Annotated in this window: 25 protein-coding genes; 12 read left to right on the top strand and 13 right to left on the bottom strand. The window is 62.6% G+C overall.

Annotated features, from left to right (window positions below; genetic code table 11):
* Positions 1-65 precede the first annotated feature (65 nt).
* The 3 genes from LB571_RS28445 to LB571_RS28435 form a co-directional block, all read right to left on the bottom strand.
* Entirely contained in the window at positions 66-674 is a 609-nt protein-coding gene (locus tag LB571_RS28445) for a transglutaminase-like cysteine peptidase (RefSeq protein WP_140720580.1), read from the bottom strand.
* A 283-nt stretch (positions 675-957) separates the two neighbouring features.
* Positions 958-1,575 carry a PilZ domain-containing protein gene (locus LB571_RS28440; RefSeq protein WP_015318053.1) on the bottom strand — a complete coding sequence of 206 codons (618 nt, stop codon included), beginning with the start codon at positions 1,573-1,575 and terminating at the stop codon, positions 958-960.
* Positions 1,576-1,694: 119 nt separating this feature from the next.
* The gene (locus tag LB571_RS28435; RefSeq protein ID WP_015318052.1) at positions 1,695-2,327 is read right to left on the bottom strand and encodes a PAS domain-containing protein; all 633 of its coding nucleotides are present in this window, start codon (positions 2,325-2,327) and stop codon (positions 1,695-1,697) included.
* A 458-nt stretch (positions 2,328-2,785) separates the two neighbouring features.
* Here LB571_RS28435 and LB571_RS28430 point away from each other — a divergent pair, with 458 nt between their 5' ends.
* On the top strand, positions 2,786-3,541 hold the full coding sequence (locus LB571_RS28430) for a rhomboid family intramembrane serine protease (RefSeq protein WP_224599688.1): 756 nt from the start codon (positions 2,786-2,788) through the stop codon (positions 3,539-3,541).
* An 87-nt stretch (positions 3,542-3,628) separates the two neighbouring features.
* Entirely contained in the window at positions 3,629-4,060 is a 432-nt protein-coding gene (locus LB571_RS28425; protein WP_015318050.1) for a CBS domain-containing protein, read from the top strand.
* Between the two features lie 44 nt (positions 4,061-4,104).
* On the opposite strand, the gene LB571_RS28420 is transcribed toward LB571_RS28425, so the two are convergent.
* Complete coding sequence (locus LB571_RS28420; RefSeq protein ID WP_224599686.1) at positions 4,105-4,362, bottom strand: YjhX family toxin; 258 nt, start codon at positions 4,360-4,362, stop codon at positions 4,105-4,107.
* 267 nt (positions 4,363-4,629) lie between these two features.
* Here LB571_RS28420 and gatB point away from each other — a divergent pair, with 267 nt between their 5' ends.
* The 3 genes from gatB (at position 4,630) to LB571_RS28405 (ending at position 7,475) form a co-directional block, all read left to right on the top strand.
* On the top strand, positions 4,630-6,129 hold the full coding sequence (gene gatB, locus LB571_RS28415) for an Asp-tRNA(Asn)/Glu-tRNA(Gln) amidotransferase subunit GatB (protein ID WP_224599684.1): 1,500 nt from the start codon (positions 4,630-4,632) through the stop codon (positions 6,127-6,129).
* 4 nt (positions 6,130-6,133) lie between these two features.
* Positions 6,134-6,628 carry a GNAT family N-acetyltransferase gene (locus LB571_RS28410; RefSeq protein ID WP_224599682.1) on the top strand — a complete coding sequence of 165 codons (495 nt, stop codon included), beginning with the start codon at positions 6,134-6,136 and terminating at the stop codon, positions 6,626-6,628.
* Between the two features lie 148 nt (positions 6,629-6,776).
* Entirely contained in the window at positions 6,777-7,475 is a 699-nt protein-coding gene (locus LB571_RS28405; RefSeq protein WP_015318046.1) for an AIM24 family protein, read from the top strand.
* Positions 7,476-7,608: 133 nt separating this feature from the next.
* On the opposite strand, the gene panC is transcribed toward LB571_RS28405, so the two are convergent.
* Together panC and panB are read right to left on the bottom strand one after the other, a co-directional pair.
* Positions 7,609-8,460 (bottom strand): pantoate--beta-alanine ligase, encoded by an 852-nt coding sequence (gene panC / locus LB571_RS28400; protein WP_224599681.1) that lies wholly within the window; start codon positions 8,458-8,460, stop codon positions 7,609-7,611.
* Positions 8,457-9,299 (bottom strand): 3-methyl-2-oxobutanoate hydroxymethyltransferase, encoded by an 843-nt coding sequence (gene panB / locus LB571_RS28395; RefSeq protein ID WP_015318044.1) that lies wholly within the window; start codon positions 9,297-9,299, stop codon positions 8,457-8,459. Before panB ends, panC begins: the two co-directional genes overlap by 4 nt.
* Positions 9,300-9,527: 228 nt before the next feature.
* Between panB and LB571_RS28390 the strand changes: the two genes are divergently transcribed.
* The 3 genes from LB571_RS28390 (at position 9,528) to LB571_RS28380 (ending at position 11,108) form a co-directional block, all read left to right on the top strand.
* Complete coding sequence (locus tag LB571_RS28390; RefSeq protein ID WP_015318043.1) at positions 9,528-9,926, top strand: NADH:ubiquinone oxidoreductase subunit NDUFA12; 399 nt, start codon at positions 9,528-9,530, stop codon at positions 9,924-9,926.
* A 138-nt stretch (positions 9,927-10,064) separates the two neighbouring features.
* Positions 10,065-10,661 (top strand): DUF2155 domain-containing protein, encoded by a 597-nt coding sequence (locus tag LB571_RS28385; RefSeq protein ID WP_140665510.1) that lies wholly within the window; start codon positions 10,065-10,067, stop codon positions 10,659-10,661.
* Positions 10,662-10,724: 63 nt separating this feature from the next.
* On the top strand, positions 10,725-11,108 hold the full coding sequence (locus LB571_RS28380; RefSeq protein ID WP_140823577.1) for a hypothetical protein: 384 nt from the start codon (positions 10,725-10,727) through the stop codon (positions 11,106-11,108).
* A 9-nt stretch (positions 11,109-11,117) separates the two neighbouring features.
* Here LB571_RS28380 and aat read toward each other — a convergent pair whose 3' ends face one another.
* From aat to LB571_RS28350, 6 genes are all read right to left on the bottom strand, one after another.
* The gene (gene aat / locus LB571_RS28375; protein ID WP_140823576.1) at positions 11,118-11,735 is read right to left on the bottom strand and encodes a leucyl/phenylalanyl-tRNA--protein transferase; all 618 of its coding nucleotides are present in this window, start codon (positions 11,733-11,735) and stop codon (positions 11,118-11,120) included.
* A 26-nt stretch (positions 11,736-11,761) separates the two neighbouring features.
* Positions 11,762-13,105 (bottom strand): acetyl-CoA carboxylase biotin carboxylase subunit, encoded by a 1,344-nt coding sequence (gene accC / locus LB571_RS28370; RefSeq protein WP_015318039.1) that lies wholly within the window; start codon positions 13,103-13,105, stop codon positions 11,762-11,764.
* A 10-nt stretch (positions 13,106-13,115) separates the two neighbouring features.
* Positions 13,116-13,568 carry an acetyl-CoA carboxylase biotin carboxyl carrier protein gene (gene accB, locus LB571_RS28365; protein WP_015318038.1) on the bottom strand — a complete coding sequence of 151 codons (453 nt, stop codon included), beginning with the start codon at positions 13,566-13,568 and terminating at the stop codon, positions 13,116-13,118.
* Between the two features lie 26 nt (positions 13,569-13,594).
* Complete coding sequence (gene aroQ / locus LB571_RS28360; RefSeq protein ID WP_013895760.1) at positions 13,595-14,029, bottom strand: type II 3-dehydroquinate dehydratase; 435 nt, start codon at positions 14,027-14,029, stop codon at positions 13,595-13,597.
* Between the two features lie 145 nt (positions 14,030-14,174).
* On the bottom strand, positions 14,175-14,993 hold the full coding sequence (locus LB571_RS28355; RefSeq protein WP_140792535.1) for a DsbA family protein: 819 nt from the start codon (positions 14,991-14,993) through the stop codon (positions 14,175-14,177).
* 69 nt (positions 14,994-15,062) lie between these two features.
* Entirely contained in the window at positions 15,063-16,457 is a 1,395-nt protein-coding gene (locus LB571_RS28350) for a M48 family metalloprotease (RefSeq protein ID WP_224599680.1), read from the bottom strand.
* Between the two features lie 147 nt (positions 16,458-16,604).
* On the opposite strand from LB571_RS28350, the gene LB571_RS28345 reads away from it, so the two are divergent.
* The gene (locus LB571_RS28345; protein WP_224599673.1) at positions 16,605-17,753 is read left to right on the top strand and encodes a pyridoxal phosphate-dependent aminotransferase; all 1,149 of its coding nucleotides are present in this window, start codon (positions 16,605-16,607) and stop codon (positions 17,751-17,753) included.
* A gap of 4 nt (positions 17,754-17,757) precedes the next feature.
* Complete coding sequence (locus LB571_RS28340) at positions 17,758-18,705, top strand: glutaminase (RefSeq protein WP_140717327.1); 948 nt, start codon at positions 17,758-17,760, stop codon at positions 18,703-18,705.
* A gap of 94 nt (positions 18,706-18,799) precedes the next feature.
* Here the strand turns inward: LB571_RS28340 and LB571_RS28335 are convergent, their stop codons facing one another.
* The gene (locus tag LB571_RS28335) at positions 18,800-21,754 is read right to left on the bottom strand and encodes a ribonuclease E/G (protein WP_224599661.1); all 2,955 of its coding nucleotides are present in this window, start codon (positions 21,752-21,754) and stop codon (positions 18,800-18,802) included.
* 650 nt (positions 21,755-22,404) lie between these two features.
* Here LB571_RS28335 and LB571_RS28330 point away from each other — a divergent pair.
* Positions 22,405-23,682: an N-acetylmuramoyl-L-alanine amidase gene (locus LB571_RS28330; protein ID WP_015318031.1), complete on the top strand. Its 1,278-nt coding sequence runs from the start codon at positions 22,405-22,407 to the stop codon at positions 23,680-23,682.
* Positions 23,683-23,896: 214 nt separating this feature from the next.
* A complete protein-coding gene (locus LB571_RS28325; protein ID WP_140720555.1) occupies positions 23,897-26,341 on the top strand; it encodes a penicillin-binding protein 1A in 2,445 nt (814 codons plus the stop codon).
* Positions 26,342-26,421 lie beyond the last annotated feature (80 nt).

Genomic DNA, 26,421 nt, shown 5'->3' with positions numbered 1-26,421 from the left:
GGTGGGGACTCGACCGGGTTTCTCGTTAAGCGCGTCGTGCAACGCGCCTGATCTCATTGGCGTCCTCAGCGGACGCTGGCGACCGCGTCGGAACGGCCGTCGTTGATCGTCACCCAAACGCCGGAATTCTCCGTGGATTGACGCTTGAGATAGGTGTAGTCGGTGTCCGTCCAGGACAGCACCTTGGTTTCAAGATTGTCGAGGATGAACTCGCCGAGGCTGGTGCGCACGGTCAGCACCGCGTGGCCGTCGCCATTCGGCTGGCGCGCAACCGTCATCAAGAGGTCACCGGCCGGCACGCCCGCATCCATCAACTCGCGGCGCTTTTCCAGCGCGTAGTCCTCGCAATCGCCATAGCCATTGTCCGGGTAGGCCCAGTATTCCTCGGCACCGTAGTTTTCCATGTCGGTGCGCGGCTTGATGCGGGTGTTGACCGAATTGTTGATGCTCACGATCGTCGCCCAGAGCTTGCGGCTCAGGTCGACAGGCGCCCCCTTGGCGGTCTTCTCGTTGCATTCGCCGGGGATGCGTTGGCAGAATTCATAGTGGCCAACAGGCTGCGTCGTGCGTCCGCCGGTATGCATATAGGCCGGTCCCGCGGCATATGCTGATCCCCAGGCGGAAAGCTGCATCGCCATTGCCATCAGCAATAGCTTGCCCCTCGTTTTTTTCATTGTTCAGTCTCCCCGTTCGAAGGAGACAGTGCCACATCTGGATTTATTCGACGCAAAGGTCCGAAGTAGATTTTAAGTAAAACGTCTATAGAATAAACATAAAATTTGAATCATTTTAGTATTGAGTTGGTTGGATTGCTGCGCTGGGGTTTCGGCAAATTCGGCCTCCCGCGGACCATTTCCGACTATGGCGACCTGCCATCCAAGACCTATCAATCGCCGCACCCCGAAATCGAAAAAGCCGGCCGCGAGGCCGGCTTGACGGGCATGCTTTGCGGCCCGATCAGGCGCGCGGCGTGTTGAATTCGGAATCGAGCGTCTCGGGGCGCTGGATGACGGCGAATTCGATGGCGACGCCATCTTCGAAATGCCGGACGATCTGACCCCGCATCGTGCCGAGCATGACCTGGACGCCGATCGCCGGTTTCACGTCGATCTCGATCGCGGCGCCCGACAGCGACAGATCGATGATCCGGCACTGATACTGGCGGCCGTCGGTGAGCTGCAGCACGCTCGTCGGGTTGCGGGGCGAGACGCGCTCGTGGCGGCGGTCTTCCGGCAGGTCGAGTTCGTGCTTGTTGGCAAGCCATGTCAACTGCGCGGCGAGTTTGTCCTTCTTGCGGTCGGACGCGATCACCGTCATTGCGAAGCCATCCGGCAGCGTGCGTGTCAGCACACCCTCGATGCGGCCGATATGGTCGATATAGGCGATGACTTTCTCGCCGGGCATGCCAATGCGGTCGGTGCGAAGCGCCACGTTGCCGGGCGACATGTCCACCACCTGGCATGGGTGCTCGGTGCGGTCCTCCAGCATGAAACGTCCGTAGATTTTGACCCGGACGCGCTGAAAGTTACGCCTTTCAGCTTGGGACGGCGCGTAGTCGACCGCCGCTGACCTCATGACTGCCTACACCCCGTTTGGCATTCCCGCGCGTGGATGCGAGGAACTTCAGCAGAGAACTACAACAAATCGGGTTAACAAAGGGGAAAAACGAGCCTGCAAGACCATGCGATCGTCAACTATTCGTCCCGCCCGCCATCGAAAACGACGAGATGGCGGATGCGGCGGGCACGACCGAGCGCGGAGATCGTTTCGGGCGCCTCGATCTCGTCGGGAACGAGCGAGGGAACGTTGATCGCCGGACGGCTGTTCAGCAGTTCCTTCTCCGGGTCGATGACGCGGATGGAATCGATCAAGGCGTCGGTGATCGGATCCGCGCCCAGCCAGAACGGCTTCTCCACGGCGCTGATCACGCCGAGGCAGCGTGGATTTTCGATGCCGCCGTCGAGCGGCAAGGCGAGCAATTCGAACTTGTTGGAGCGGCCGTTGCGGCTGAAGCCCTCGAAAATGATCAGCACGACCGATTTCTGCTCGAAAACCCCGTGAATGAGCCGCGAAACCAGCCTCTGATCCTTCTCCCGCCACAGCGACGGGAAGGAGAATCCCTTGAGTTCGCGGCCGTAGGAGGCGCAGAGCCTGGTGCCGGCCAGGCGAAATACAGGCTGCCCACGCGTGTCCTTTTCGAGGATGAACGTGTCGGCCAGCAGCGACTTGATATCGGCCGGCTCGACTTCCGATCGCTTCGGAGCGGGGCGTCCGTCACGCAGGCGGTTCCAATAGTGGAACAGCGTGATCGATCCGTTTTGGTTCATACTACAAAGCTCCGCGCATTCTGTCGTCTGATGTCCCATCGGTGAACAGAAGGGCGCCCTCCGATGACCTACATGCGTTGGGGAGCAGGAAGCGTGCCAGCGTCGTTAACACTTGTTCACGGGTCGGGGCCGTTAAGGTTAACAACTGGTTTACGTTGCGCCCTGGGCCGCCGCGTGGCACACCAAAACCACTCCAGAAGCGATCGTTTCGCGACGATCGGCAGCACTTCAGTCAAGAGTTTTAGGGGAGCAGGGGCTCGACCGGCCGTTCAGGGGAAACCTTGGACGGCTTCTTTTTTGATTCGCCCCTTTGATTCGGAGCGGGACGATTCGCCGTTTGCGGTTCCATCGGCGGTGATCTAGATGCTCGCCAGACCGAACCAGCCCAGTCGAACCAGCCCAGTCGAACCAGCCCAGTCGAACCAGCCCAGTCGAACCAGCATCGAGTGCGATTGCAGATGAGCGAACAGCAAAATCCGTCCGAGCCCGAACCGGCCGAGACCATGCCGCCACCGGTGCGTGAGCCGGTGTTCAATCTGCCGCCGATCGTGCTGGCGGTGATCGGCATCTGCGCGGTCGTCTACCTGCTGCAGCAATATGCGCTGAACGACGCCCAGCAGATGACGCTGCTCTATGACGGAGCTTTCATTCCGGTCCTCTATACCGGCCGGTACGGGTTCGACTGGTTTCTCTTCACTCGGCCTTTCACCTATGCCTTCATGCATGGCGGCTTTGCCCATATCGCCATCAACATGGTCTGGCTTGCCGCCTTCGGCTCGCCGCTGGCCAATCGGCTCGGCGCGCTTCGGTTCGCGTTGTTCTTTGCCGCCACCGGGTTGGCTTCGGTGGCGCTCTTCTGGGCGATGCATCCGTACGGAGAAGCGCCGCTGGTCGGCGCATCGGGCGCCATATCGGGGATGATGGGGGCTGCGGCGCGCTTTGGCTTCCGCACCGACCGCTCGGCCGGCAAGGCTGCTTTCGCCGGCCCGGTGCTGCCGGTCGGGGTCGTGCTGCGCTCGCGCGGCGTCGTCATCTTCCTGGCCATGTGGATGATCATCAATCTGGCCACCGGCCTTCTCGGCTTCGCGCCCGGCGTGGATGGCCAGGTCGCCTGGGAGGCCCATATCGGCGGCTTTGTCGCGGGCTTCTTCGGCCTGCGCTGGTTCGACGGGACATGGCAAGCGCCCGAATGGGAGACCTCCGACCGGGCTTGAAATGCAACCGATCACGGCGCACGATGTTCACTCTTATGTGAAAGCCGGTCAGGGCAGGAACCGGTTGGCAAAGTAGAGGAGGACGCCATGACGGTTAAGGCCATTCTCGAGCAAAAAGGCCATGACGTGTTGACGCTCGGGCCGAACGAAAAACTGAGCGAAGCCATCCGCATCCTTGCCGAGCACAGGATCGGCGCGCTGGTCATCACCAATGGCGATCGCAAGATCGTCGGCATCCTTTCGGAGCGCGACATCGTGCGCGTGGTAGCCAGGGAAGGCGGTGCCGCGCTCGATATAGCTGTGCGCTCGGCGATGACGCCGAAGGTGAAGATCTGCAACGAAAACCACACCGTCAACGAGGTGATGGAGATCATGACCAGGGGCCGCTTCCGCCATCTCCCGGTGGAAAAGGACGGCCTGCTCGATGGCATCGTATCCATCGGCGACGTGGTCAAGCGCCGCATCGAGGACGTCGAGCGCGAGGCCGAGGAAATCCGGGCCTACATCGCCACCGCCTAAGCGGTCGGCAACCGCCGGCCGGGTGCCGGCCGGCGGCACCAAGGCTACCTGTTGTCGAGTTCGGAGCGAACGAGTTCGAGCCCGCGCCTCGTGATGCGGTAGGGCCCGCCGCCGGACGACGAAACCGCCTTCTTGCGTTTCAATTTTCGAAACAGGTCGAGATCGACGCCGGGGTAATGCCAGCCGTCGCGGGTCAGGCATTTGACCGAGGCGATCCGTTTCTTGTCGTTCCTTTCGATTTCAATGCGTCCGCCCTGCGCGAGCAGGTGCAGGATGCGCTGTTCAATGCGCGAAGTATCCATGTGAAGAGTTCCCGGAAAACGAAAAATACCGCGCCGCGAAGCTTCGCGGCACGGGGTTTCAGGTTTTCTGCCCTGCCTCGCTACGAGGTCAGGGCCTCACCGGGACTGCGCGTAAGTGGACATCCACTCTCCATTGAGACGAACGGATACAGGCGAAAGCGGTCGAAGAGGCCAACCCCCGGGTTTGCGCCCGCGGCTTTGCGCTTGTCTCTTTTGGCGGTTTGCACTAGCGAAGTTGCATTAATGCACTTCAGTCCGTAGGCCACAATGAGCATCATCGACACTCGCACCCCTGACGCAAAACGCCTGATATCCGGCGCCACCGGCGACTGGGAGATCATCATCGGCCTCGAGGTGCACGCACAGGTCATCTCGGAAGCAAAGCTGTTCTCCGGCGCTTCGACCGCGTTCGGTGCCGCGCCCAATGCCAATGTCAGCCTTGTCGATGCGGCGATGCCAGGCATGCTGCCCGTCATCAACGAGGAATGCGTCAAGCAGGCGATCCGCACCGGCCTGGGGTTGAAGGCGCAGATCAACCACAAGTCGGTCTTCGACCGGAAGAATTATTTCTATCCGGACCTGCCGCAGGGCTACCAGATCTCGCAGTTCAAGCAGCCGATCGTTGGCGAGGGCACGGTCATCGTCTCGGTCGGCCCCGACCGCCAGGGCGAGTTCGAGGACATCGAGGTTGGCATCGAGCGCCTGCACCTGGAGCAGGATGCCGGCAAGTCGATCCACGACCAGCACCCGACCATGTCTTATGTCGACCTCAACCGCTCCGGCGTGGCGCTGATGGAGATCGTGTCGAAACCCGACATGCGCTCCGGCGATGAGGCCAAGGCCTATGTGACCAAGCTGCGGACCATCATGCGCTATCTCGGCACCTGCGACGGCAACATGGACGAAGGCTCGTTGCGCGCCGACGTCAATGTCTCTGTACGCCGGCCAGGTGGCGAATTCGGCACCCGCTGCGAAATCAAGAACATGAACTCGATCCGCTTCATCGGCCAGGCCATCGACTACGAGGCGCGCCGGCAGATCGCCATCATCGAGGATGGCGGCAGGATCGACCAGGAAACGCGGCTGTTCGACGCCGTAAAGGGCGAGACGCGCTCGATGCGCTCCAAGGAAGAGGCGCACGACTATCGCTACTTCCCCGATCCCGACCTTCTGCCGCTGGAATTCGACCAGGCCTATGTCGATACGCTGGCCAAGGAATTGCCGGAACTGCCCGACGACAAGAAGCTGCGGCTGATCTCCTCGCTCGGCCTCTCGACCTACGACGCCGCGATCCTGGTGTCGGAAAAGCCGATCGCCGATTATTTCGAGAAGGTGGCGGCCCGTCGCGACGGCAAGCTCGCCGCCAACTGGGTCATCAACGATCTGCTGGGTGCTCTCAACAAGGCCGGCAAGGACATTGAATCCGCTCCGGTTTCGCCAGACCAGCTTGGCGCTGTCATCGATCTGATCAAGGAAGGCACCATCTCCGGCAAGATCGCCAAGGACCTGTTCGAGATCGTTTGGAACGAGGGTGGGGATCCGCGCCAGCTGGTGGAAAGCCGTGGCATGAAGCAGGTCACCGATACCGGGGCCATCGAGAAGGCGGTTGACGAGGTGATCGCGGCCAATCCCGACAAGGTCGAGCAGGCTCGCGCCAAGCCCACCATGGCCGGCTGGTTCGTCGGCCAGGTGATGAAGGCGACTGGCGGCAAGGCCAATCCGCAGGCCGTCAACGACCTCGTCAAGGGCAAGCTCGGTATCGAGTAAAAGCATGTTCGTTCGCACCGCCGGGGATCGCGACCTCGCAGCCGTCCGGGCGTTGCTGGTCGAGACCTGGCATGCGACGTATGACGCCATCTATGGCGCGGAGCGGGTCACCGAAATCACCAATGAATGGCACTCCATCGCCTCGTTGAAGGCCAGGCTGGCAAAGCCGAGCAGCGAGTTCCTCGTTGCCGATGACGGCAAGCGCATTGGCGGCATGGCGTTTGCCGAAGCCGTCGATGGCGGCGGCGTGGTCATGCTCAGGCAGCTCTATGTGCTTCCCTCGCTGCAGGGCCGCGGTATCGGCGGCATGCTCCTCGACGAGATCATCGAGAGTTTTCCGGAAGCTCACCGCATTCGGCTCGAAGTGGAAGAGAAGAACACCCGCGCCGTTGCCTTTTATCAGGCCAACGGCTTCGTCCAGATCGGCCGCACCGAGAATTGCGGCTCCGCCAGTTCTGCCATCCCGGCGCTGATCTATGAACGGGTACTTGCCGCCTGAGCACCGTGGCAGCGTGATCACCTTCGCGCGAGCGCGCGTCACGGGATCTGTTTTCGTTTGACGGCCCTGGTGTCCGGCACCAAAGCTGCCTAGGCCGACCCGTGTGAAGCCGGAATAAACCGACACAACGATGGCTTTGGGGGGAACCATGCCAAGTCTGCCGGAACTGATGCCGACCGAGGTGTCGGATGAAACCTTTGGTGGCGTCACCTATCACATAGCGGGCGAACTGGTGCCCGTGCTTTCCGTCGATGTGACGCGGATGCCTGTCTATTTCGAGCACCACATCCTGCTGTGGAAGAATTCCACAATCACCATCGGCCTGAAATCGCTGAAGGGCGCGCTGAAGCGCATGATGGCCGGCATGCAGATCTTCGTCACCGAGGCGTCGGGGGCGGGCATCATCGCCTTCAGCCGTGATGGGCCGGGTCACATCGTGCCGATTCACCTGCGGCGAGGCGAGGAGATCCAGGTCCGCGAGCACCAGTTTCTAGCCGCCACCAGCAATGTCGACTACACGTTCGAGCGTGTACGCGGCCTGGCGACGATGCTGTTCGGCCAGAGCGGCTTCTTCATCGACCGGTTTCGCGGCGATACCGGTGACGGCATCGTCTGGCTGCACGGCTATGGCAACGTTTTTGAAAAGACGCTCGCTCCGGGCGAGATCATAGACATCGAGCCCGGCGGGTGGCTGTTCAAGGATGCTTCGGTCAGGATGGAGACCAAGATCGACCGGCTGTCGAGCGGCTTCTTCGGTGCCAACTTGAATTTCATCGTCAACCGCTTCACCGGGCCGGGCAGGGTCGGCATTCAGTCGATGTACCTGCATATGCCGACCGAGGAATAGGCTGGGAGCCAGAAGCCAGACGGATGAAGCCTGGCCAGCGCGAACGCGGCGGTGACTTATCAGCGGTTCGGTTTCCCCGTGCCTTGGCTTCGGCGGGGCGAGCCTTCGACTTGATCGAGAGAACGAACGCCGGTCAGGCAGTAGGAACTTCCACATTGTCGATCAGCCTGGTTTTTCCCAGCCAGGCGGCGGCGAGAACGCGGCCCGCGCGGTCGCGCCGCCATGGCGTGAGTGTCAGGCTGTCGCGGGCCTCGACATAATCCACCGCCTGGAAGCCGGTCGCGACCAACACGCGGCCTGCTTCGGCGATCGTTTCCTCCTGTCCTGCGCCCGCCGCCAGCGCGGCAGCTGCCTTGCGCAGAATGACGTTGAATTGGCGAGCGATCTGGAGTTCGGCTTCATCGAGATAGGCGTTGCGTGACGACATGGCGAGGCCATGCGCGTCGCGTATGGTCGGCGCGCCGATGATCTCGACGGGCAGGTCGAGGTCGCGGCAAAGCTGCCTGACGACGCAAAGCTGCTGGTAATCCTTTTCGCCAAAGATGGCGAAGTCGGGTGCGGCCTGCAGGAGAAGCTTGGCCACCACCGTGGCGACGCCGTCGAAAAAGGTGGGGCGAAAGTCCGTTTCGAGCCCGGCTGAGGGGCCGCCTACCGAGATCTTCGTGGCAAAGCCTGCGCGATACATCTCGCTGACACCGGGCGTGAAGGCAAGGTCGGTTTTGACCGCGGCCAGCTTGTCGAGGTCGCGGGCCAACTGGCGCGGGTACTTGTCGAGATCCTCGGTCGGTGCGAACTGCGTCGGGTTGACGAAGATCGACACCACGCAACGATCAGCCCTTTCGAGGGCGATCTTGACCAGCGAAAGATGCCCGTCATGCAAGGCGCCCATGGTCGGCACCATGGCGATGCGTTGTCCGTCGCGCCGCCAGTCGCGGATTCGCGCGCGAAGCGCGGCAACGCTGTCGACGACGTGGGGCCGGCTCACGCGTCATCCCCGCCGTTGGTTTTTGAAAAGACGTGGGCGGGCCCGGGGAAAACGCGATCCCGCACCTCCGATGCGTAGCGCTCCGCGGCATGCGTGATCACGCTGCGCAGGTCGGCGTATTGCTTGACGAATTTCGGCACGCGGTCGACCGTCAGCCCGACCATGTCGTCGACGACCAGGATCTGGCCGTCGCAATCGTCGCTGGCGCCGATGCCGATGGTTGGAATGGCTATGCGGCGGGTGATGTCGGCGGCGACCGTCTCGATCGTACCTTCGATGACCACCGAGAACGCGCCGGCCTTCTCGACCGCCAGCGCGTCGGCGATCAGGGCGGCTACAGTCTCGTCCGTGCGGCCCTTGATCTTGTAGCCGCCATCCTTTTTCACCGATTGAGGCTGCAGGCCGATATGGCCCATGACCGGGATATCGGCGGCCACGATCGCGGCAATCTGACGAGCCATGTCGACGCCGCCTTCGAGCTTCACCGCCTGGCAGCCGGTCTCGCCGACGATGCGCCGTGCCGAGGCCAGGGCTTGCACGGCGGACCCCTCATAGCTGCCGGCCGGCATGTCGACGACCACGCAGGCCCGGGCCGAGCCCCTCATCACGGCTTGGCCGTGCGCGATCATCATCTCCAGCGAGGCGCCCAGCGTCGTCTCGTGGCCATGCACGACCATGGCGACGCTGTCGCCGACCAGGAGCAGGTCGACATGGGGATCGAGCAGGCGGGCGATCGGATAGGTGTAGGCGGTGAGGCAGACGATCGGCGTGCCGCCCTTGCGACGGCGAATCAGGTCGGCGCCGACGCGAATATCGGTGGTCGGCAATTGCGTGGCCAATCGTCGCCTCCTTCAGCCCCAGCGGGACAGGATTTTCGCATGGGCGCGCAGAGCTTTAGAAAGAGCGGCAAGGCTTGGCAAGCGCGCATCCGGTCACCCCCGGGGATCACAGGCTGGTGTCGGGCCCCTGGCGCGCCATTTGCGTGCTCCCCGTGGCAAAACCCTTGCCTTCGCGAAGGCCTGACGCCATAAGCAGGAAACGGGCGCCGCCAGCGCGAGGGTTCTGAGATGAAGACTTTCCTGACGCAGTTTTTTACCTGGTGGAACAGCCAGACGCTGGGAACGCGCCTGCACACATGGCGCTACGGCAAGAGGGTCGGCCAGGACGAGGCCGGCAATGTCTATTACGAAGGCGGTATCGATTCGGAAGGCCGCACGCGTCGCTGGGTCATCTACCGCAACTATTCGGAAGCTTCGGCCATTCCGCCGGGCTGGCACGGCTGGATTCACCATCGTGTCGATATCGCTCCCCCCAGCGATGACTACCGGCCGCGCGACTGGCAAAAGCCGCATTTACCCAATCTGACCGGCACGCCATCGGCCTATCGTCCGAAGGGCTCGGTGCTGACCAATCAACACCGCCCGCAGGTCACCGGCGACTACGACGCCTGGACGCCGGGGTCGTAACGGCGCGAGTTGCAAAGGTAAGGTGCAGGCCGGTCCTTTATCGCCACAATTGGTGTTTAGCTGCTTGCTGATCAGAAAACGGCGACTAGCCTTGGCGATCGACGGAATCACCTGGGCGCGAACCACCGGTACCCCTGCATGAGCTTTTTCAACCCGATATCGACGGGCGGCCTGACGTTAGCAGCCAGCCTCGCCGTCAGCACCATCGCCTTTGCGGCTTCACCCGCGCCCGCCGCCCCGGCGCCGGCGGCGCCCGCGGGATCGGATCGCATCACCAACCCGGTCGCCGAGTTCGCCGGCATCGACAAGATCACCGGCCGCATCATCACCTTCGATGTCTATATCGACGAGACGGTGCAGTTCGGCGCCCTGCAGGTAACGCCGCGCGTCTGCTATTCCCGGCCGCAGAACGAACAGCCGAAAACCGATTCTTTCGTCGAGGTCGACGAGATCACGCTCGACCGCAAGATCCGCCGTATCTTCACCGGTTGGATGTTTGCGGAAAGTCCGGGGCTCAACGCCGTCGAACATGCCGTCTATGACGTCTGGCTGAAGGAATGCAAGCAGAAGTCGGATGTGCCGGCGCCCGATGCTGGCAAGAGTGGCTCGACCAAGGCCGATGGGGCGAAAGCCGACGCGTCGAAGCCAGCCGCGACCAAGCCAAAGCCCCCGGTCGCTCCCGACGCGGCACAGCCCGACGACGCCGTGGAACCGGCTACGACGGACACCAACTGATCTCTTGGAACCGCCATGGCTGGCGCGCGTTGGACCACTACCACGCGCGTTGAGGATACGCCAATGTCGGACAGCAAGCGGATCATGGCCAACAAGGCCGAGTTGCTGGAGCTCGAAAAGGGGTTCTGGACGGGCGACACTGCCTACTATGCTGCCAATGTCGACACCGAATGCCTTGTGGCATTTCCACAGATGGCACAGGCCATGGACAATGCCGATCTGGCCAAGACCGCAGCCAAACCCAACCGCTGGCGCGACCTCGACATCGAACTCAAGGGAATAATCGAACCCGGCAGCGATATCGTCATGCTGACCTATGAAGCGCATGCGACGCGCGAAAATGGCGAGCCCTATGCGGCGCTGGTCAGCACCGGCTACGTCCATCGCGTCAACGGCTGGAAGATGATGTTTCATGCACAGACGCCGATCGAGGCGCCGCCCAAGTAGGGCCTGATCCTACGGAAAAAAGACTGCTTCGCCTTTCAGCGCATCTGCCAGCATCTTTTCGTATTTGCCGCGCGGCACGTCGACCGCGCCGAAACGCTTGAGGTGCTCTGTCGTGAACTGCGTATCGAGCAGCGCGAAGCCGCGTGCCTTCAGGCGCTCGACGAGATGCACCAGGCAGGTCTTCGACGCGTCCGTCTCTTTGGAAAACATGCTTTCGCCAAAGAACACGCGCCCGAGCGAGACGCCATAGAGGCCGCCGACCATACGCCCCTCGCGCCAGGCCTCGACCGAGTGGCAATGACCCATGCGGTGCAGTTGCACATAGGCTTCGCGGATCGGCGCATTGATCCAGGTAGAGCGGCGCTCCTCGCGCTTTTCGGCGCAGCCATCGATCGTCGCCTCGAAATCGAAATCGAAACGGATTTCGAACGGGTGCCTGCGGATCGTCTTCTTCAGGCTTTTGGGTGTGTGAAAATCGTCGAGCGGGATGATGCCGCGCGTCTCCGGCCGCACCCAGAAGACTTCTGGGTCACCAGCACTTTCGGCCATGGGGAAGACGCCCGAGGCGTATGCCTTGAGCAGAAGGTCGGTTGGGATGCGATAGCCTGGCGCGTAGGGACGGGTCATCGCGTCATTATAGCGGCAAGTTGAGGCTATTCGCCCTTGGCCAGATATTTTTCCAGCCAGTGGATGTCGTAGTCGCCATTGGCGATGTCGGCATTGCCGACGAGATCGCGAAACAGCGGCAACGTCGTCTTGATCCCGTCGACGACGAATTCGTCGAGCGCCCGCCGCAGCCGCATCATGCATTCGACGCGGTTGCGGCCATGCACGATCAGCTTGCCGATCAGGCTGTCATAGTAGGGTGGGATCTTGTAGCCCGAATAGACGCCGGAATCGACGCGGATGCCGAGGCCGCCTGGCGTGTGAAAATGCGTGATCGTGCCGGGCGAGGGGGTGAAAGTGCGGGGATCCTCGGCGTTGATACGGCATTCGATGGCGTGGCCGTTGAACTTGATGTCTTCCTGCTTGACCGAAAGGCCGCCGCCGGACGCGACGCGGATCTGCTCGTGGACCAGATCGATGCCGGTGATCGCCTCCGTCACCGGATGCTCGACCTGCAGGCGCGTGTTCATCTCGATGAAATAGAACTCGCCGTTCTCGTACAGGAACTCGATGGTGCCGGCGCCCGAATAGCCGAGATCGGCGATCGCCTTGGCGCAGATACCGCCGATGCGGGACCGCTCCTCGGCGTTGAGCGCCGGCGAATTGGCCTCTTCCCAGACTTTCTGGTGGCGCCGCTGCAGCGAGCAGTCGCGCTCGCCGAAATGCACGCCGCCGCCGAAGCCGTCGCCAAACACCTGCACCTCGATGTGGCGCGGTTTCTCCAGGTATTTCTCGATGTAGACCGCGTCGTCGCCGAAGGCCGCGCCCGCTTCCGAGCGTGCCGTCTGCAGTGCGATTTCGAGGTCTGCCTCCGTATGCGCTACTTTCATGCCGCGTCCGCCGCCGCCGGCCGACGCCTTGATGATGACGGGATAGCCAATCTCGGCGGCGATGCGCCTGGCTTCTTTTTCCTCGGTCACCGCACCGTCGGAACCGGGCACAACCGGAATGCCGAGGCGTTTTGCCGTGCGCTTGGCCTCGATCTTGTCGCCCATGATGCGGATGTGGTCGCCGGACGGGCCGATGAAGGTGATGTTGTGCGCCGCCAAAATGTCGGCGAACTTGGCGTTCTCCGACAGGAAGCCATAGCCCGGATGCACGGCGTCGGCGCCGGTGATCTCACAGGCCGCGACGATCTGGTGGATGTTGAGATAGCTGTCGCGCGACGGCGGCGGACCGATGCACACGCTTTCGTCGGCGAGCCTGACATGCATGGCGTCAGCGTCGGCGGTCGAATGCACCACCACCGTCTGGATGCCAAGTTCCTTGCAGGCGCGCAGCACCCGGAGCGCGATTTCGCCGCGATTGGCGATGAGGATCTTCTGGAACATCAGGTCCGCTCTACTCGATCACGACGAGCGGCATGCCGTATTCCACCGGCGTCGCGTCCTCGAACAGGATCGCCGTCACCGTGCCCGCGCGCGGCGAGGGGATCTGGTTCATCGTCTTCATCGCCTCGATGATCAGCAGCGTCTGGCCTTCCTTGATCTTCTGGCCGACCTCGATGAACGGCTTTGCGTCCGGCGACGGCGCCAGATAGGCGGTGCCGACCATGGGCGAGGTCACCGCGTTTTTCGACACGTCGACCGCCGCCGGGGCGGCCGCGGGCTGGGTTGCCGTTGGTGCATAGGTGGGCTGCGGGGCCGCAATCGCGTGAACGGCGGGCGCCTGCCGCGACACCCGTACCTTCAGGTCGCCGAGTTCCACCTCGATCTCTGTCAGGTTGGTGTCGTTCAGTATGCCCGCCAGATCGCGGATCAGTTGCTGGTCAACACCGGTCTTCTTTATCGACATTTTCGAGCCTTCTGTTTGTTGGCCGGTCATAGGCGTGCGGCCAGCGCTTGCAGCGCCAGCGTGTAGCCGAGCGGCCCAAAGCCACAGATCATGCCGACAGCGACCGGCGCGACCATGGAGACGTGGCGGAACGGTTCCCGCGCGTGGATGTTGGAAAGGTGAACTTCGGCGACCGGCAATGGCGCGACCGAACGGATGGCGTCGTGGATCGCGATCGAGGTATGGCTATAGGCGCCTGGGTTGATGACGATGCCGGCGGCTTTGTCGCCGGCCTCCTGGATCCAGTCGACAAGATCGCCCTCATGGTTCGACTGACGGAAATCGATCTCGATCCCAAGCGACGCACCTGCCTGCTTGCAGTCGTCGGCGATCGCGGCAAGCGTCTTGCCGCCATAGATGCCCGGCTCGCGCTTGCCGAGCGCGTTGAGATTGGGACCGTTCAGGACAAAAACCGTTTTCAAAAAAACCGACCTTTTCCGGCGCCGGCGTCAAGCCGGCGCGCTGGGCCTCTATACCGGGCATAGTCGCCCGCGGAAAGAGCGCAAGTGCGTTCTTTCACTGTCCACAACAGGCCGAAATGCGCCCGTGAAGAAAACCGCTTGCCGCTCAAAGCGCGGCTTTCGCCGCCTCGATCTTTTCGGCAAGCACTTCCTGCCCGAGCGCCCCGAACACGACCTCGTTGCCGACGACGTAGGACGGGGTTCCGGTGATCTGCAGTTTGTTGGCAAGATCGTAAGTTTTGGTGAAGGCCTCGGTGATCGATGGGTCCTTCATCTTCTCGTGCAATGTCGCCTCGTCGGCGCCGAGCGAAAGCGCGATCTTGATCGCGGTTGCCTCGGTGGCGCGCCCCTGGCCGCCGAGCAGCGCATTGTGGAACTCGCCGTATTTCTCCGGCATCATCAGGTGAAACGCCATCGAGACGACGCTCGCCTTCTGCGAATCCGGACCGAGGATCGGGAATTCCTTGAGCACGAAACGCAGGTCCGGATCGGACTTGGTAAGCGCCCGCATGTCCTCGATGGCGCGTTTGCAGAAGCCGCAATTGTAGTCGTAGAATTCGACGATCGTGACCTTGCCGTTCGGGTTGCCGACGACGCCGTCGAAGGTGGAATTGAAGATCTGGTCCTTGGCGTTCTTGATGACGCCCAGTGCCGCGAGCCGCTGTTCCTCCTTCTGCTTGGCCTCGAGCGCGTCCTGCACTTCCAGCAGCACTTCCGGATTCTTCAGGAGATAGTCGCGGATGATTCCCTCGACCTCGGTGCGGTCGATTTTGGTATCGGCCGCCGTCTGGACAGGCTGAGCCGTCTGGACAGCCTGTGCCGTTCCGGCCTTCGCAACCTGAGGACTGCCGGCCACGAAACCGAAAGCCAGCATGGCAAGGGCGACCGCAACCCCCGTGGTGCCCAGCAGCAGTGCCTTTTTCATCGTTGTCGTTCCTTCTGCCTGTTTTCCGGTCTGGCTGTGTCGCAGCACGCGGCCGGAAGGTTCATGAGATTACTGGCTCTTGCCTGACGATTTGTAGTTTATGATGTCCTGGGCGCGTATCCAGCGCGGCTCGCCGCGCTTCATCTGCTGTTGCGCCCGCATGGCGAAGATCTTCGCATCCTTGTAGTTGCCGGAATAGAAATGGCCTTCGGCGGTGGCAAGCTCCGCGCCCGGTATGTCTCCCAGCTCCCCATAAGCCTGCGCCAGATAGCGATATCCGGTGGAGTTTTCCTTGTCGCGGCCCAGGCCATTGTTGATCTGCACGACAGCTTTCTTGAGCGAGTCGGGCGTGCCGACCGCCATCAGCGCCTGGCCAAGCGAGACAGGCAGCAGGCCGGACCGTGCCGGGTCGAGGCTGACCGCTTTGGAATAAGCGTCGGCAGCATCCGCGGGCTTGTTGGCTTTCATCAGAATATCGCCGCGCAGCTCCTGGAAGTAGGCATTCTTGGGCTGCGCCTTGATCAGGGCGTTGGTCTTGGTGAGCGCCGCGGCGATGTTGCCGTAGAGATAGGTGGACTGGGCATCGCCATACAGCGCCGCCATGCTGCCCCGCATCTTTTGCATCAGCCGCGTCGCGGCGGCCTGGCCTTCCATGTAGACGGCAATCTTCACCCGCATCATGTCGTGGCGCTGCTGCAGTGCCGGCGCGTCGATCTTGTCGACGTTGGGGCTCTGTTTGACCAGCACCTCGAGGTTGGCGATGCGGTCCTGCGGCATCGGGTGGCTGATCCGGTAGGGATCGACCTGCGCGCCCGACAGCGATAGCGCGGTCTGGAAGCGGTGGAAGGTCTTCAGCATGCCCATGCCGGACTGGCCGGTGGCATTGAGATAGGTGATGGCCGAGCGGTCGGCCGTGATTTCCTCGGTGCGCTGATACGCGAGGATGCTGCGCTGCGCCATCTCGCCGCCGCCGGCCGCCACGCCCATGCCGGCGCCGGCAAGGCCGCGGCTGTTCGTGGTCGCACCGGCAACGATCGCGCCGGCACCGAGCAAGGTGGCGATGATGGCCATGGTCTTGGCGCGTTCGAGCTGGTCGCGCAGTTTCTGCTGGTGGCCGCCGGCGATATGCCCGGCTTCGTGTGCGATGACGCCGATGATTTCGTTCGGCGTCTCAGCCGTCATCAACGCGCCGGTGTTGATGAACAGCCGGCGCCCGGTGACGAAGGCGTTGAAGCTGGAATCATTGACCAGCACGATGTCGATGCCATCATTCGCCAGCCCGGCGGCCCTGAAGATCGGCCGCGCATAATCGCGCACCAGGGCTTCGATCTCGGCGTCGCGGACCACTGGCACGCCTTGGGCGAAGGCGGTCTGCGAACCCGCAACCGCAACCGCGGCGCCAAGCGAAACCGTTGCGAAGACACGCGCTGCCCGGGCAATCGTCGATCTGGGTCGGCTCAACATAATGTGTCCACTGGTAGACGAGCGGGCGAAAGATGAAAAGTCGGCGCCTGAAAAACTTCCTCAACTTGTGATCCTCACATCAATCGGGCATTTGTGCGGCGCATGCGTCAGGACCTGGCGCGCTCAATCCTCGGGACAGGGGTAAAAATGGTCGTTTCGCTCTCCCATCGCGGCAATGTCGAGCCGTTCCACGCCATGGATGTGCTGGCCGAAGCGAACCGGCTGAAGGTCCTGGGCATACCGGTGATTTCCATGGCGGTCGGCCAGCCATCCGATCCAGCGCCCGTACGGGTTCGCGCCGCCGCCGCCAAGGCGCTGGAGGTTGGACGCATAGGCTATACCGACACCTTGGGTCTGGCCCCGCTGCGCAAGGCGATCGCCGGGCATTACGCGGATCATTATGGCCTTGATGTCGACCCCGGCCGGATCGCGGTGACCACCGGATCGTCGGCGGCCTTCAATCTCGCCTTCCTGGCGATGTTCGACCCGGGCGACCGGGTCGCCATCGCCGCGCCCGGCTACCCCGCCTATCGCAACATCATGGCAGCCCTTGGCATCGACGTGGTTGAAATCGAACTCGGCGACGCGGCTTATCTGCATGCTGGCCATCTGGAAGCCGCGCATCGCGAGGCGCCGCTGACGGGCGTGCTGTTTGCAAGTCCGGCCAATCCGACGGGCGCCGTCATCCCAGCCGACGAGCTGGCGACGCTGATCACCACGGCGGAATCGCTCGGCATCGCCGTCATTTCCGATGAGATCTACCATCGGCTGGCCTATGGCGCCCCCGACACCACGGCACTCGCCTTCAGCGGCAGCGTGACGGTTATCAACTCCTTCTCGAAATACTACTGCATGACCGGCTGGCGCATCGGCTGGATGGTTTTGCCGGAAGAACTCGTGCGGCCGGTCGAGCGCATCGCCCAGAGCCTCTACATCTCGCCGCCGGAGCTGTCGCAGATTGCGGCGATCGAGGCTTTTGCCGCAACCGAGGAACTGGAGGCGGTGAAGGGACGCTATGCCTGGAATCGCGAGCTCTTGATGAAGCGTTTGCCGGAGCTGGGTTTTCCCCTGGCGGCGCCCATGGATGGCGCCTTCTATGCCTTTTGCGATGTCACCCGGCACAGCAACGACAGCATGGTCTTCGCCCGCAGGATGCTTGCCGAGGCGCATGTTGCAGCGACACCCGGCCGCGACTTCGACACCCGGGCGGGGCACCGCACGATGCGGTTTTCCTACGCCGGCAGCCACGACGACATGGTCGAGGCGATGGCGCGCATCGAACGCTGGTTGAGGTAGCGTCATGCCGGAACTCGAACAGGCCCCCAAACTTGATCAAGCATTGGCGGAAGTCGCGGCGGAAATGGCGGAACGCATCGATCGCGGCGATGTCGCGACCTATATTCCCCAACTGGGCAAGGTCGACCCGAAGAAATTCGGCATCGCGGCCGTTACCAATGATGGCCGCACGCTCGTGGCCGGCGATGCCGACCAGGCGTTTTCGATCCAGAGCATCTCGAAGGTGTTCACGCTGACGCTGGCGCTCGGCAATGTCGGCGATGCGCTGTGGAAGCGGGTGGGGCGCGAGCCCTCCGGCAACCCGTTCAACTCGATTGTCCAGCTCGAGCATGAGAACGGCATTCCGCGCAATCCGTTCATCAATGCCGGTGCCATCGTCATTTCCGACATCCTGCTTGCCGGTCACCAGCCGCGCGAGGCGATCGGCGAGATACTGCGCTTCATCCAGTTCCTCGCCGACGACGAGACGATCATCATCGATCGCGAGGTCGCGGCTTCCGAACGTGCCACTGGTTACCGCAATTTCGCGCTCGCCAACTACATGAAATCCTTCGGCAATCTCCATCATGCGCCGGAACTGGCGCTGGGCGTCTACTTCCACCATTGCGCCATTGCCATGAGCTGCCGGCAATTGGCAATGGCCGGCCGCTTCCTCGCCAATGGCGGCAAGAACCCGGCGACCGGGCATTCCGTGGTGTCGGCGGAGCGGGCGCGGCGCATCGGCGCCATGATGCTGACCTGCGGCCACTATGATGGCTCTGGCGATTTCGCTTTCCGCGTCGGCATCCCCGGCAAGAGCGGCGTTGGCGGCGGCATACTGGGCATCGTGCCGGGTGTCGCCTCGCTCGCCGTCTGGTCGCCCGGCCTCAACGCCAACGGCAATTCCAAGCTGGGTTCGATCGCGCTGGAAAAACTCGCCAGGATGATGAACTGGTCGATCTTCGCGCCTTAGAAACGTGACCTGCCGATAAGAAAAATCCCGCGCCGTTCATTTCGATCGGCGCGGGATTTTTTTGTCGAAGATTCAATTCAACGATTTGAAAAGCTTAGAAAAAGCCTTTCCGCTGCCACCAGCCGGCACGCTTCGGCTTTTCTTCGGTCTTGACTTCAGGCTCATCGGCGACGGTCGAGGAAACCACCGGTACGACAGGCGTATCAGCGGCTGCCGCCTTGCGGCGGGATGGCCGAGCCTTCGGCGTCTCCTCGGCGACCGCTGCCTCGTCCGATGCCGTGGCTGGCGTTTCGGCCGGTGCCTGCACGGCCAGTTCCGCGGTCGGCTCCTCGGCGACGGTTTCGGCGGCCGCCTTCTTCGGCTTGGCTGCGCGACGCGGTTTCTTGGGCTTCTCGGTGCTTGGCACCTCGTCGCTCAAGGTAGCCGCGGGTTGTTCGACGGCGGTGGCAGCCACCGGCTCGATCGACGCAGGCTCGCTTAGCGAAGCATCAGCTTCGGCGGGCTCGGTCGTTTCGCCGGCTTCCGCCTCGGTCTCGCCTTCACCGTCTTCGCGACGGTTGCGCTTGCCGCCGCGCTTGCCGCGCCGACGCTTCTTGCCCTGGCCATCGTCGGACGCTTCCGCCGTTTCGACGGTCTCGGTTGCGGCGACCGCAGCCTCGTCGTCTACCTCGGCATCGCCATGGTTCGCCACGCCTTCCGACGCGGAGAAACCGTCATCGGACGTGGCGAGGGAAGCGCCGTCGGTTGGGGCGCCATGCTCGCGGTCGCGGTCCTTGCCGCCACGCCGCCTGCGGCGCTTGCGGCGTTTGCGATCGCGGCCTTCGCCGTCCTCGCCGGATTTGGGCTGCTGATGCTGCGGCTGTTGGGCGTGGCGCGGCTGTTCGGCCTGGGCCGGCGCCTCGTCTTCCTCCTCGGCGACGATGATCTCGTCCTCGGGCTCTTCCGGCTCGACATAGGCCGGCAGGCTGCGCACCTCGACGAAACCTTCCGGCTTTTCGGCCAGCGCGCCGCGGAAGATCGCGTAGTGCTGGGCACCGACCGCATCGTCTGCCTCGATGGTGATCGTCAGGCCGAAGCGGCTTTCCAGTTCCACCAGCGTGCCGCGCTTGTGGTTCAGCACGTAGAGCGCGGTCGCGGCCGGCGTGCGCACCGTGATGTGGCTTCGCGAATCCTTGAGCAGGAACTCCTCGATTGCCCGTACCACCATCAGCGCCACCGACGAATCGGACCTGACATGGCCGGTGCCGCCGCAATGCGGGCACGGCTTCATGGTCGATTCCAGCACGCTGGCGCGGATGCGCTGACGCGACATCTCCATCAGGCCGAAATGCGAGATACGGCCGACCTGGATGCGAGCACGATCGTTCTTGAGGTGATCCTTCAGCCGCTTCTCGACGGAGCGGTTGTTGCGGTTCTCCTCCATGTCGATGAAGTCGATGACGATCAGGCCGGCAAGGTCGCGCAGCCTGAGCTGGCGGGCGACCTCCTCGGCTGCTTCCAGATTGGTGTGGAGCGCGGTGTCCTCGATCGAGTGCTCCTTGGTGGAACGGCCCGAATTGACGTCGATGGCGACCAGCGCTTCGGTCTGGTTGATGATGATGTAGCCGCCGCTCTTCAGCGTCACTTGCGGTTGCAGCATGCGGTCGAGCTGCGCCTCGATGCCGTTGCGCACGAAGATCGGCGTCGTGTCGCGGAACGGCTGAACCACCTTGGCGTGGCTCGGCATCAGCATGCGCATGAAATCCTTGGCCTCGCGATAGCCCTCTTCGCCGGAGACGAGAATCTCGTCGATGTCCTTGTTGTAGAGGTCGCGCACCGAGCGCTTGATCAGGCTGCCTTCCTCATAGACGAGGGCAGGGGCCGTGGACTGGAGCGTGAGGTTGCGCACGTTCTCCCACAGCCGCATCAGATATTCGTAGTCGCGCTTGATCTCGGCTTTGGTGCGGCTCTCGCCTGCGGTGCGCAGGATGACGCCCATGCCTTGCGGCACTTCGAGATCGGCGACGACCTCCTTGAGGCGCTTGCGGTCGACCGCGCTGGTGATCTTGCGCGAAATACCGCCGCCGCGCGCAGTGTTCGGCATCAGAACGGAATAGCGGCCGGCGAGCGACAGATAGGTGGTGAGCGCCGCGCCCTTGTTGCCGCGCTCTTCCTTGACGACCTGCACCAGCAGGATCTGCCGGCGCTTGATCACTTCCTGGATCTTGTACTGGCGGCGCACCGGCTTGCGGCGATTGCGCACTTCCTCGAGCGCGTCCTCGGCGCCGACCGATTCGATCTCATGATCGTCTGGATGGGAAGAGGATACTTCCTCCAGCATGCCGCGATCATTGTCGGTGGAGGTGGCTTCGCTGCCCTGTTCGGCATGCGGGATGGGCTCGGAAATCACATCGCCTTCGACGGAGGCGGCGATCGACTTGGGAGGGCCGTCGTTGGTCTCGCCTTTATCCTGTTCGGAAGAAACCTCGTCCTGTTCGGGTGCGTCGGCGTATTCCGAGGCGTCGGATGCGTGTTCCGTGGTCCCGGAAACGTCGGCCATGTTCTCGGCGATAACGTCCGGGCCATTGTCATCCGGGCCATTGTCGTTGTTTTCGTCTGCCTCGCCGGCGGCTTCGCTTGCCTCGCCGGATTCGGCCGTGCCGGCATCGCGCCTGTTTTCACCACGGTCGCGGGGCTTGCCGCCGCGCCGGCGACCGCGCCGTCCACGATCCCGGCTCTGGCGATCGTCGCCTTCGCCGTCCTCGTTCTCTTCGTCCTCGGCCTCCTGCGCTTCCGCGCGCAGCAGTGCCTGACGGTCGGCGACCGGAATCTGGTAGTAATCGGGGTGTATTTCACTGAAGGCGAGAAAACCGTGACGGTTGCCGCCATATTCGACAAAGGCTGCCTGAAGGGAAGGTTCGACGCGCGTTACACGGGCGAGATAGATATTTCCTTTGAGCTGCTTCTTGTCCTGGGATTCAAAGTCGAATTCTTCGATACGGTTACCGCGTACGACGACTACGCGTGTTTCCTCCGGGTGGGAGGCGTCTATCAGCATTTTGTTGGGCATTATTTCGTTTCCTCCCGGCAGCCGTCAGCCGCAGCTTGCAAGGCAAAGCCCGCTGCTGCGTTTCTGGTGTGTGGGTGCCGGATGTCTGAATGTCCGCCGGACGCTGCCTGCGTGTCATGGCGGTGCCGCCCGCAGCCATATTGGCGCGGTTTGATGCGGACCTTTCCATGATTGCGCTTGAAGCCATCGTCACCAGCAGAACCTTTTGAACCAAAGCCCGGAAACCGGACCAGCTTGTTTGCTCATACAGAGCCGGCGCGGGAACAAACCCGGGCCGTTTTCCTCACGCAGGCGATTCCCCCGCCACGGGAGCACACCTGCGAAATTCGTCGCAATCACCTGAAGCCTTTTCGCGTGAAGCGAAAGGAGCCGCCTTTCATCTGACCCTGTAGCAGGAAGCTGCGGAGGAGGGCGGTTCCAGGATTGCAGTGATCCACCATCGCTTTTATGATTTGGCGGGTTGGAAGGCAACCCCGATTTCCGATGCCGGCAAAAAGCAGTTCCGTAGCGTAAGCCTGGCCCCGTCCTTGCGTGAAAAGGCTTGGTTAACCTTCTCTGGATACCAATCGTTAATCGAGCTCGCGGCCTAACCGGCATGTTGACGAAACGAACCGGCGCCTGGCGCCAAACCGGGAGCGACTGGAAGAAAGATGGGACTGGCGGACTTCACAGACAAGGGATGTCGTGTTGGCGGCCAGGTTCTCCGTGCCTTCTGTCTCCTGCTGCTGGTGGCGATTTCCCAAGTCTTTTCCCCTGTAGCCTTTTCCATGGTTGCCAATGCGGCCGACGCTCCGCTCATGGCCAAGGGCTACAAAATGGCCGGCGATGCCACCAAGATGCGCATCGTCATGGATTTCGATCGCGAGCCTGACATCAAATGGTTCCTGCTGCGCGGACCCAATCGCCTTGTCATCGATCTTGCGAACACCCGATTTGCCATCGATGCCAAGGATCTGAAGCCGCGTGGCCTGGTCAAGGGCGTGCGGCTCGGCGAGCTCGGCGAGGGCGTCTCGCGACTGATCCTCACCGGCAAGGGGCCGTTCGCCGTCGACAAGCTCGATGTGCTCAAGAACGAGGACGGAACCGGCTACCGCCTTGCCGTCGACATGTCGGCGGCCTCCGAACGTGAGTTCGACGCCGCTCTTGCCAATCAGGCGCTGACCACCGGTTCCACGGTTTCGACCGACAAGGGCGGCCGGGTCGGAACCGGGCCTGTCTCCAATCCAGGCCACCGATTCACCGTCGTTATCGACCCCGGCCACGGCGGCATAGACGGCGGTGCCGAAGGTTTGAACGGCACCATCGAGAAGAACGTCACGCTGGCCTTTGCCGCGGAGCTGCGCGACAAACTCGCGGCCGCCGGCCGATACGATGTCTTCATGACCCGGGATACCGACGAATATCTGCGCCTCGACGACCGCGTCCGCATTGCCCGCCAGCATGAGGCCGATCTGCTGATTTCGATTCATGCCGACACGATCAGCGTCAAGGGCATCCGCGGCGCCACCGTCTATACCGTTTCCGACAAGGCCTCCGATCCGGAAGCGCAGGCGCTGGCCGACCGTGAAAACCTGTCCGACCAGTTCGCCGGCATGGTCATCAAGAACGACAGCAAGGAAGTGACCGACATCCTGATCGACCTGATCCGGCGCGAGACGCACACCTTCTCGATGAGTTTTGCCCACACATTGGTCGGTCAGCTGTCGACCAGCGTCGGTCTTATCAACAATCCGCAGCGTTCGGCCGGGTTCAAGGTGCTGAAGGCCCCCGACGTGCCTTCCGTGCTGGTCGAGCTCGGCTATCTCTCCAATGCCAAGGACGAGGCGCAACTGCTTGACGCCGAGTGGCGCGGCAAGGCAGCGCAAAGCATCACCAATGCCGTGGCATTGTTCGCTTCCGCGCGTGCCGGGGCTGGAACCGGAGGTTGACAATGCCCGGCGGCGCCTGCAACCAGAGGCGGCGTTGCGCGATGACAACACCCTGCGCTTTTATTTCGGGCTTGCGGCTGCGAAATCAGGCCTTGCCGTATTTTGTCCACATGGTGGCGACATGGGTTTTCGATTACGGGTTGGGACCGGCTCGAAAGCTTGCGTGAAAGGCGGCTTCGTTTAGGAAATTCCCGAACCAAGGACTGGAGCGGGTATGATTCGTCTCATTGGCTATTTCTTCGGCATAGGCACGACGCTGGCCCTCCTGGCCGCGGCGGGCGTTGCCCTCTACATCGGCCATGTAGCGAAGGATCTGCCTGACTACGAAGTGCTGGCAAAGTACGAGCCTCCGGTGACCACCCGCATCCATGCCTCGGATGGCGCGCTGATGGCCGAGTACGCGCGGGAACGGCGCCTGTATTTGCCGATCCAGGCTATCCCGGATCGCGTCAAGGCTGCCTTCCTGTCGGCTGAGGACAAGAACTTCTACAGCCACCCCGGTGTCGATATAACGGGATTGGGCAGAGCGGTTATCACTTACGTTTCGGGTGGCCCCATGCAGGGCGGCTCGACGATCACCCAGCAGGTTGCCAAGAACTTCCTGCTCACCAACGAGCGTTCCCTGGAACGCAAGGTCAAGGAGGCCATCCTCTCGTTCCGCATCGAACAGGCCTATTCCAAGGATCGAATCCTCGAGCTCTATCTCAACGAGATTTTCTTTGGCTTCAACGCCTATGGCGTTGCCGGTGCGGCACTGACCTACTTCGATAAATCGGTGAACGAGCTGACCGTGGCCGAGGCCGCCTATCTGGCATCGCTCCCGAAAGGTCCGGCCAACTACAATCCCTTCAAGCACGCCGACCGCGCAATTGAACGGCGAAACTGGGTCATCGGCCAGATGGTCGAGAACGGTTACGTGACGCCTGAAGAGGGCGCAAAGGCGAAGGCCGAGCCGCTTGGCGTTGCTCCGCGCCGCAGCGGCTCCTACCTTTTCGCCGGCGAGTATTTCACGGAAGAGGTTCGTCGGCAGATCATCGCCCGCTATGGCGAGAACGCGCTCTATGAGGGCGGGCTGTCGATTCGCACCACCCTTGACCCGAAGGTCCAGCTCATCGCCCGCAAGGCGATGCAGAATGGATTGATGAAATACGATACTTTGCGTGGCTATCGCGGGCCGTTGAAGACGATCGACGTCTCCGGCGATTGGGGTGTGCCGTTGGGCGCAGTCAAGGGGCTGGAAGACGTTCCCGAGTGGTCGCTGGCCGTCGTGCTCGACAGTTCGGCGTCCGGGCTGTCGATCGGCCTGCAGCCCGCACGCCAGGCGTCGGGCGATATCGTGAAGGAACGCGTCGAAGGCACCGTCAGCAAGGAAGACATGGGCTTTGCCATGCGCCATGTGGTCGAGGGCAAGACAGTCAAGGCCAAGTCGCCGGCCGACGTGCTGAAGCCGGGCGATGTCATCTTCGTCCAGAAGAACGACGGCTCCGACAATACCTACAGCTTGCGCCAGGTTCCCGAGGTGGAAGGCGGCCTGATCGCGATGGATCCGCACACCGGCCGCGTGCTGGCCATGGTCGGCGGCTTCTCCTATTCGCAGTCCGAATTCAACCGCGCCACCCAGGCGATGCGCCAGCCGGGTTCGTCATTCAAGCCCATCGTCTATTCGGCCGCACTCGACAATGGCTATACTCCGGCCTCGGTGATCATGGACGGACCGATCACCATCCAGAGCGGCAACACCACCTGGACGCCGAAGAACTATGACGGCACCGTCGCCGGGCCGGCAACGCTCCGCTCCGGCATCGAGAAGTCGCGCAACCTGATGACGGTGCGGCTTGCCAACGACATGGGCATGAAGCTGGTCGTCGAATATGCCGAGCGCTTCGGCGTCTATGATCATCTGGCGCCATATCTGCCGATGGCGCTGGGTTCGGGCGAGACGACCGTCATGCGCATGGTTTCGGCCTATTCGATCATGGCCAATGGCGGCAAGTCGATCAAACCGTCGCTGATCGATCGTATCCAGGACCGCTACGGCAAGACCGTGTTCAAGCAGGACGAGCGTGGCTGCGAAGGCTGCAACGCTCCTGAATGGAAAAACCAGCCCGAGCCGGAACTGGTCGACAATTCCGAGCAGGTGCTCGATCCGATGACCGCCTACCAGATCACCTCGATGATGGAAGGCGTCGTCCAGCGCGGCACCGGCGCCACAATCGGGGAACTTGGCCGCCACATCGCCGGCAAGACCGGCACCACCAACGACGAGAAGGACGCATGGTTCATCGGTTATACGCCGAACCTCGTGGTTGGTCTCTACATGGGCTACGACACGCCGCGCGGCCTCGGCCACGGCGCCACCGGCGGCGGTCTTGCCGCCCCGATCTTCAAGGACTTCATGCGTGTGGCGCTGGACGGCACGCCCAATGTCGACTTCAAGGTGCCTGACGGCATGAACCTGATCGCCATCAACCGCAAGACCGGCATGCGCTCCTCCTCGGGCGATGCGGGCACCATCATCGAGGCTTTCAAGCCGGGGACCGGCCCCGCCGACAGCTACTGGGTGATCGGCATGGGTGCCGATGGCTCCAACGCCTCGGGCGGCGCGCTGTCGCCGCAGGCCAACCAGGCCATCCAGGACGGCGGCGGCGGCCTTTACTGACGAATTCACGCGTCCAGTTGGGCCAGCCTCCGGCTGGCCCATTTCGCTTTACACATGGCGGCACCGTCCCTATGTATCGC

The organism is Mesorhizobium sp. BR1-1-4 (genome assembly GCF_020165375.1).
In the GTDB taxonomy this organism is placed as follows: Bacteria; Pseudomonadota; Alphaproteobacteria; order Rhizobiales; family Rhizobiaceae; genus Mesorhizobium; species Mesorhizobium australicum.
The sequence above is the reverse complement of the archived record's forward strand: the minus strand, read 5'-3'. Positions and strand labels throughout refer to the sequence as shown.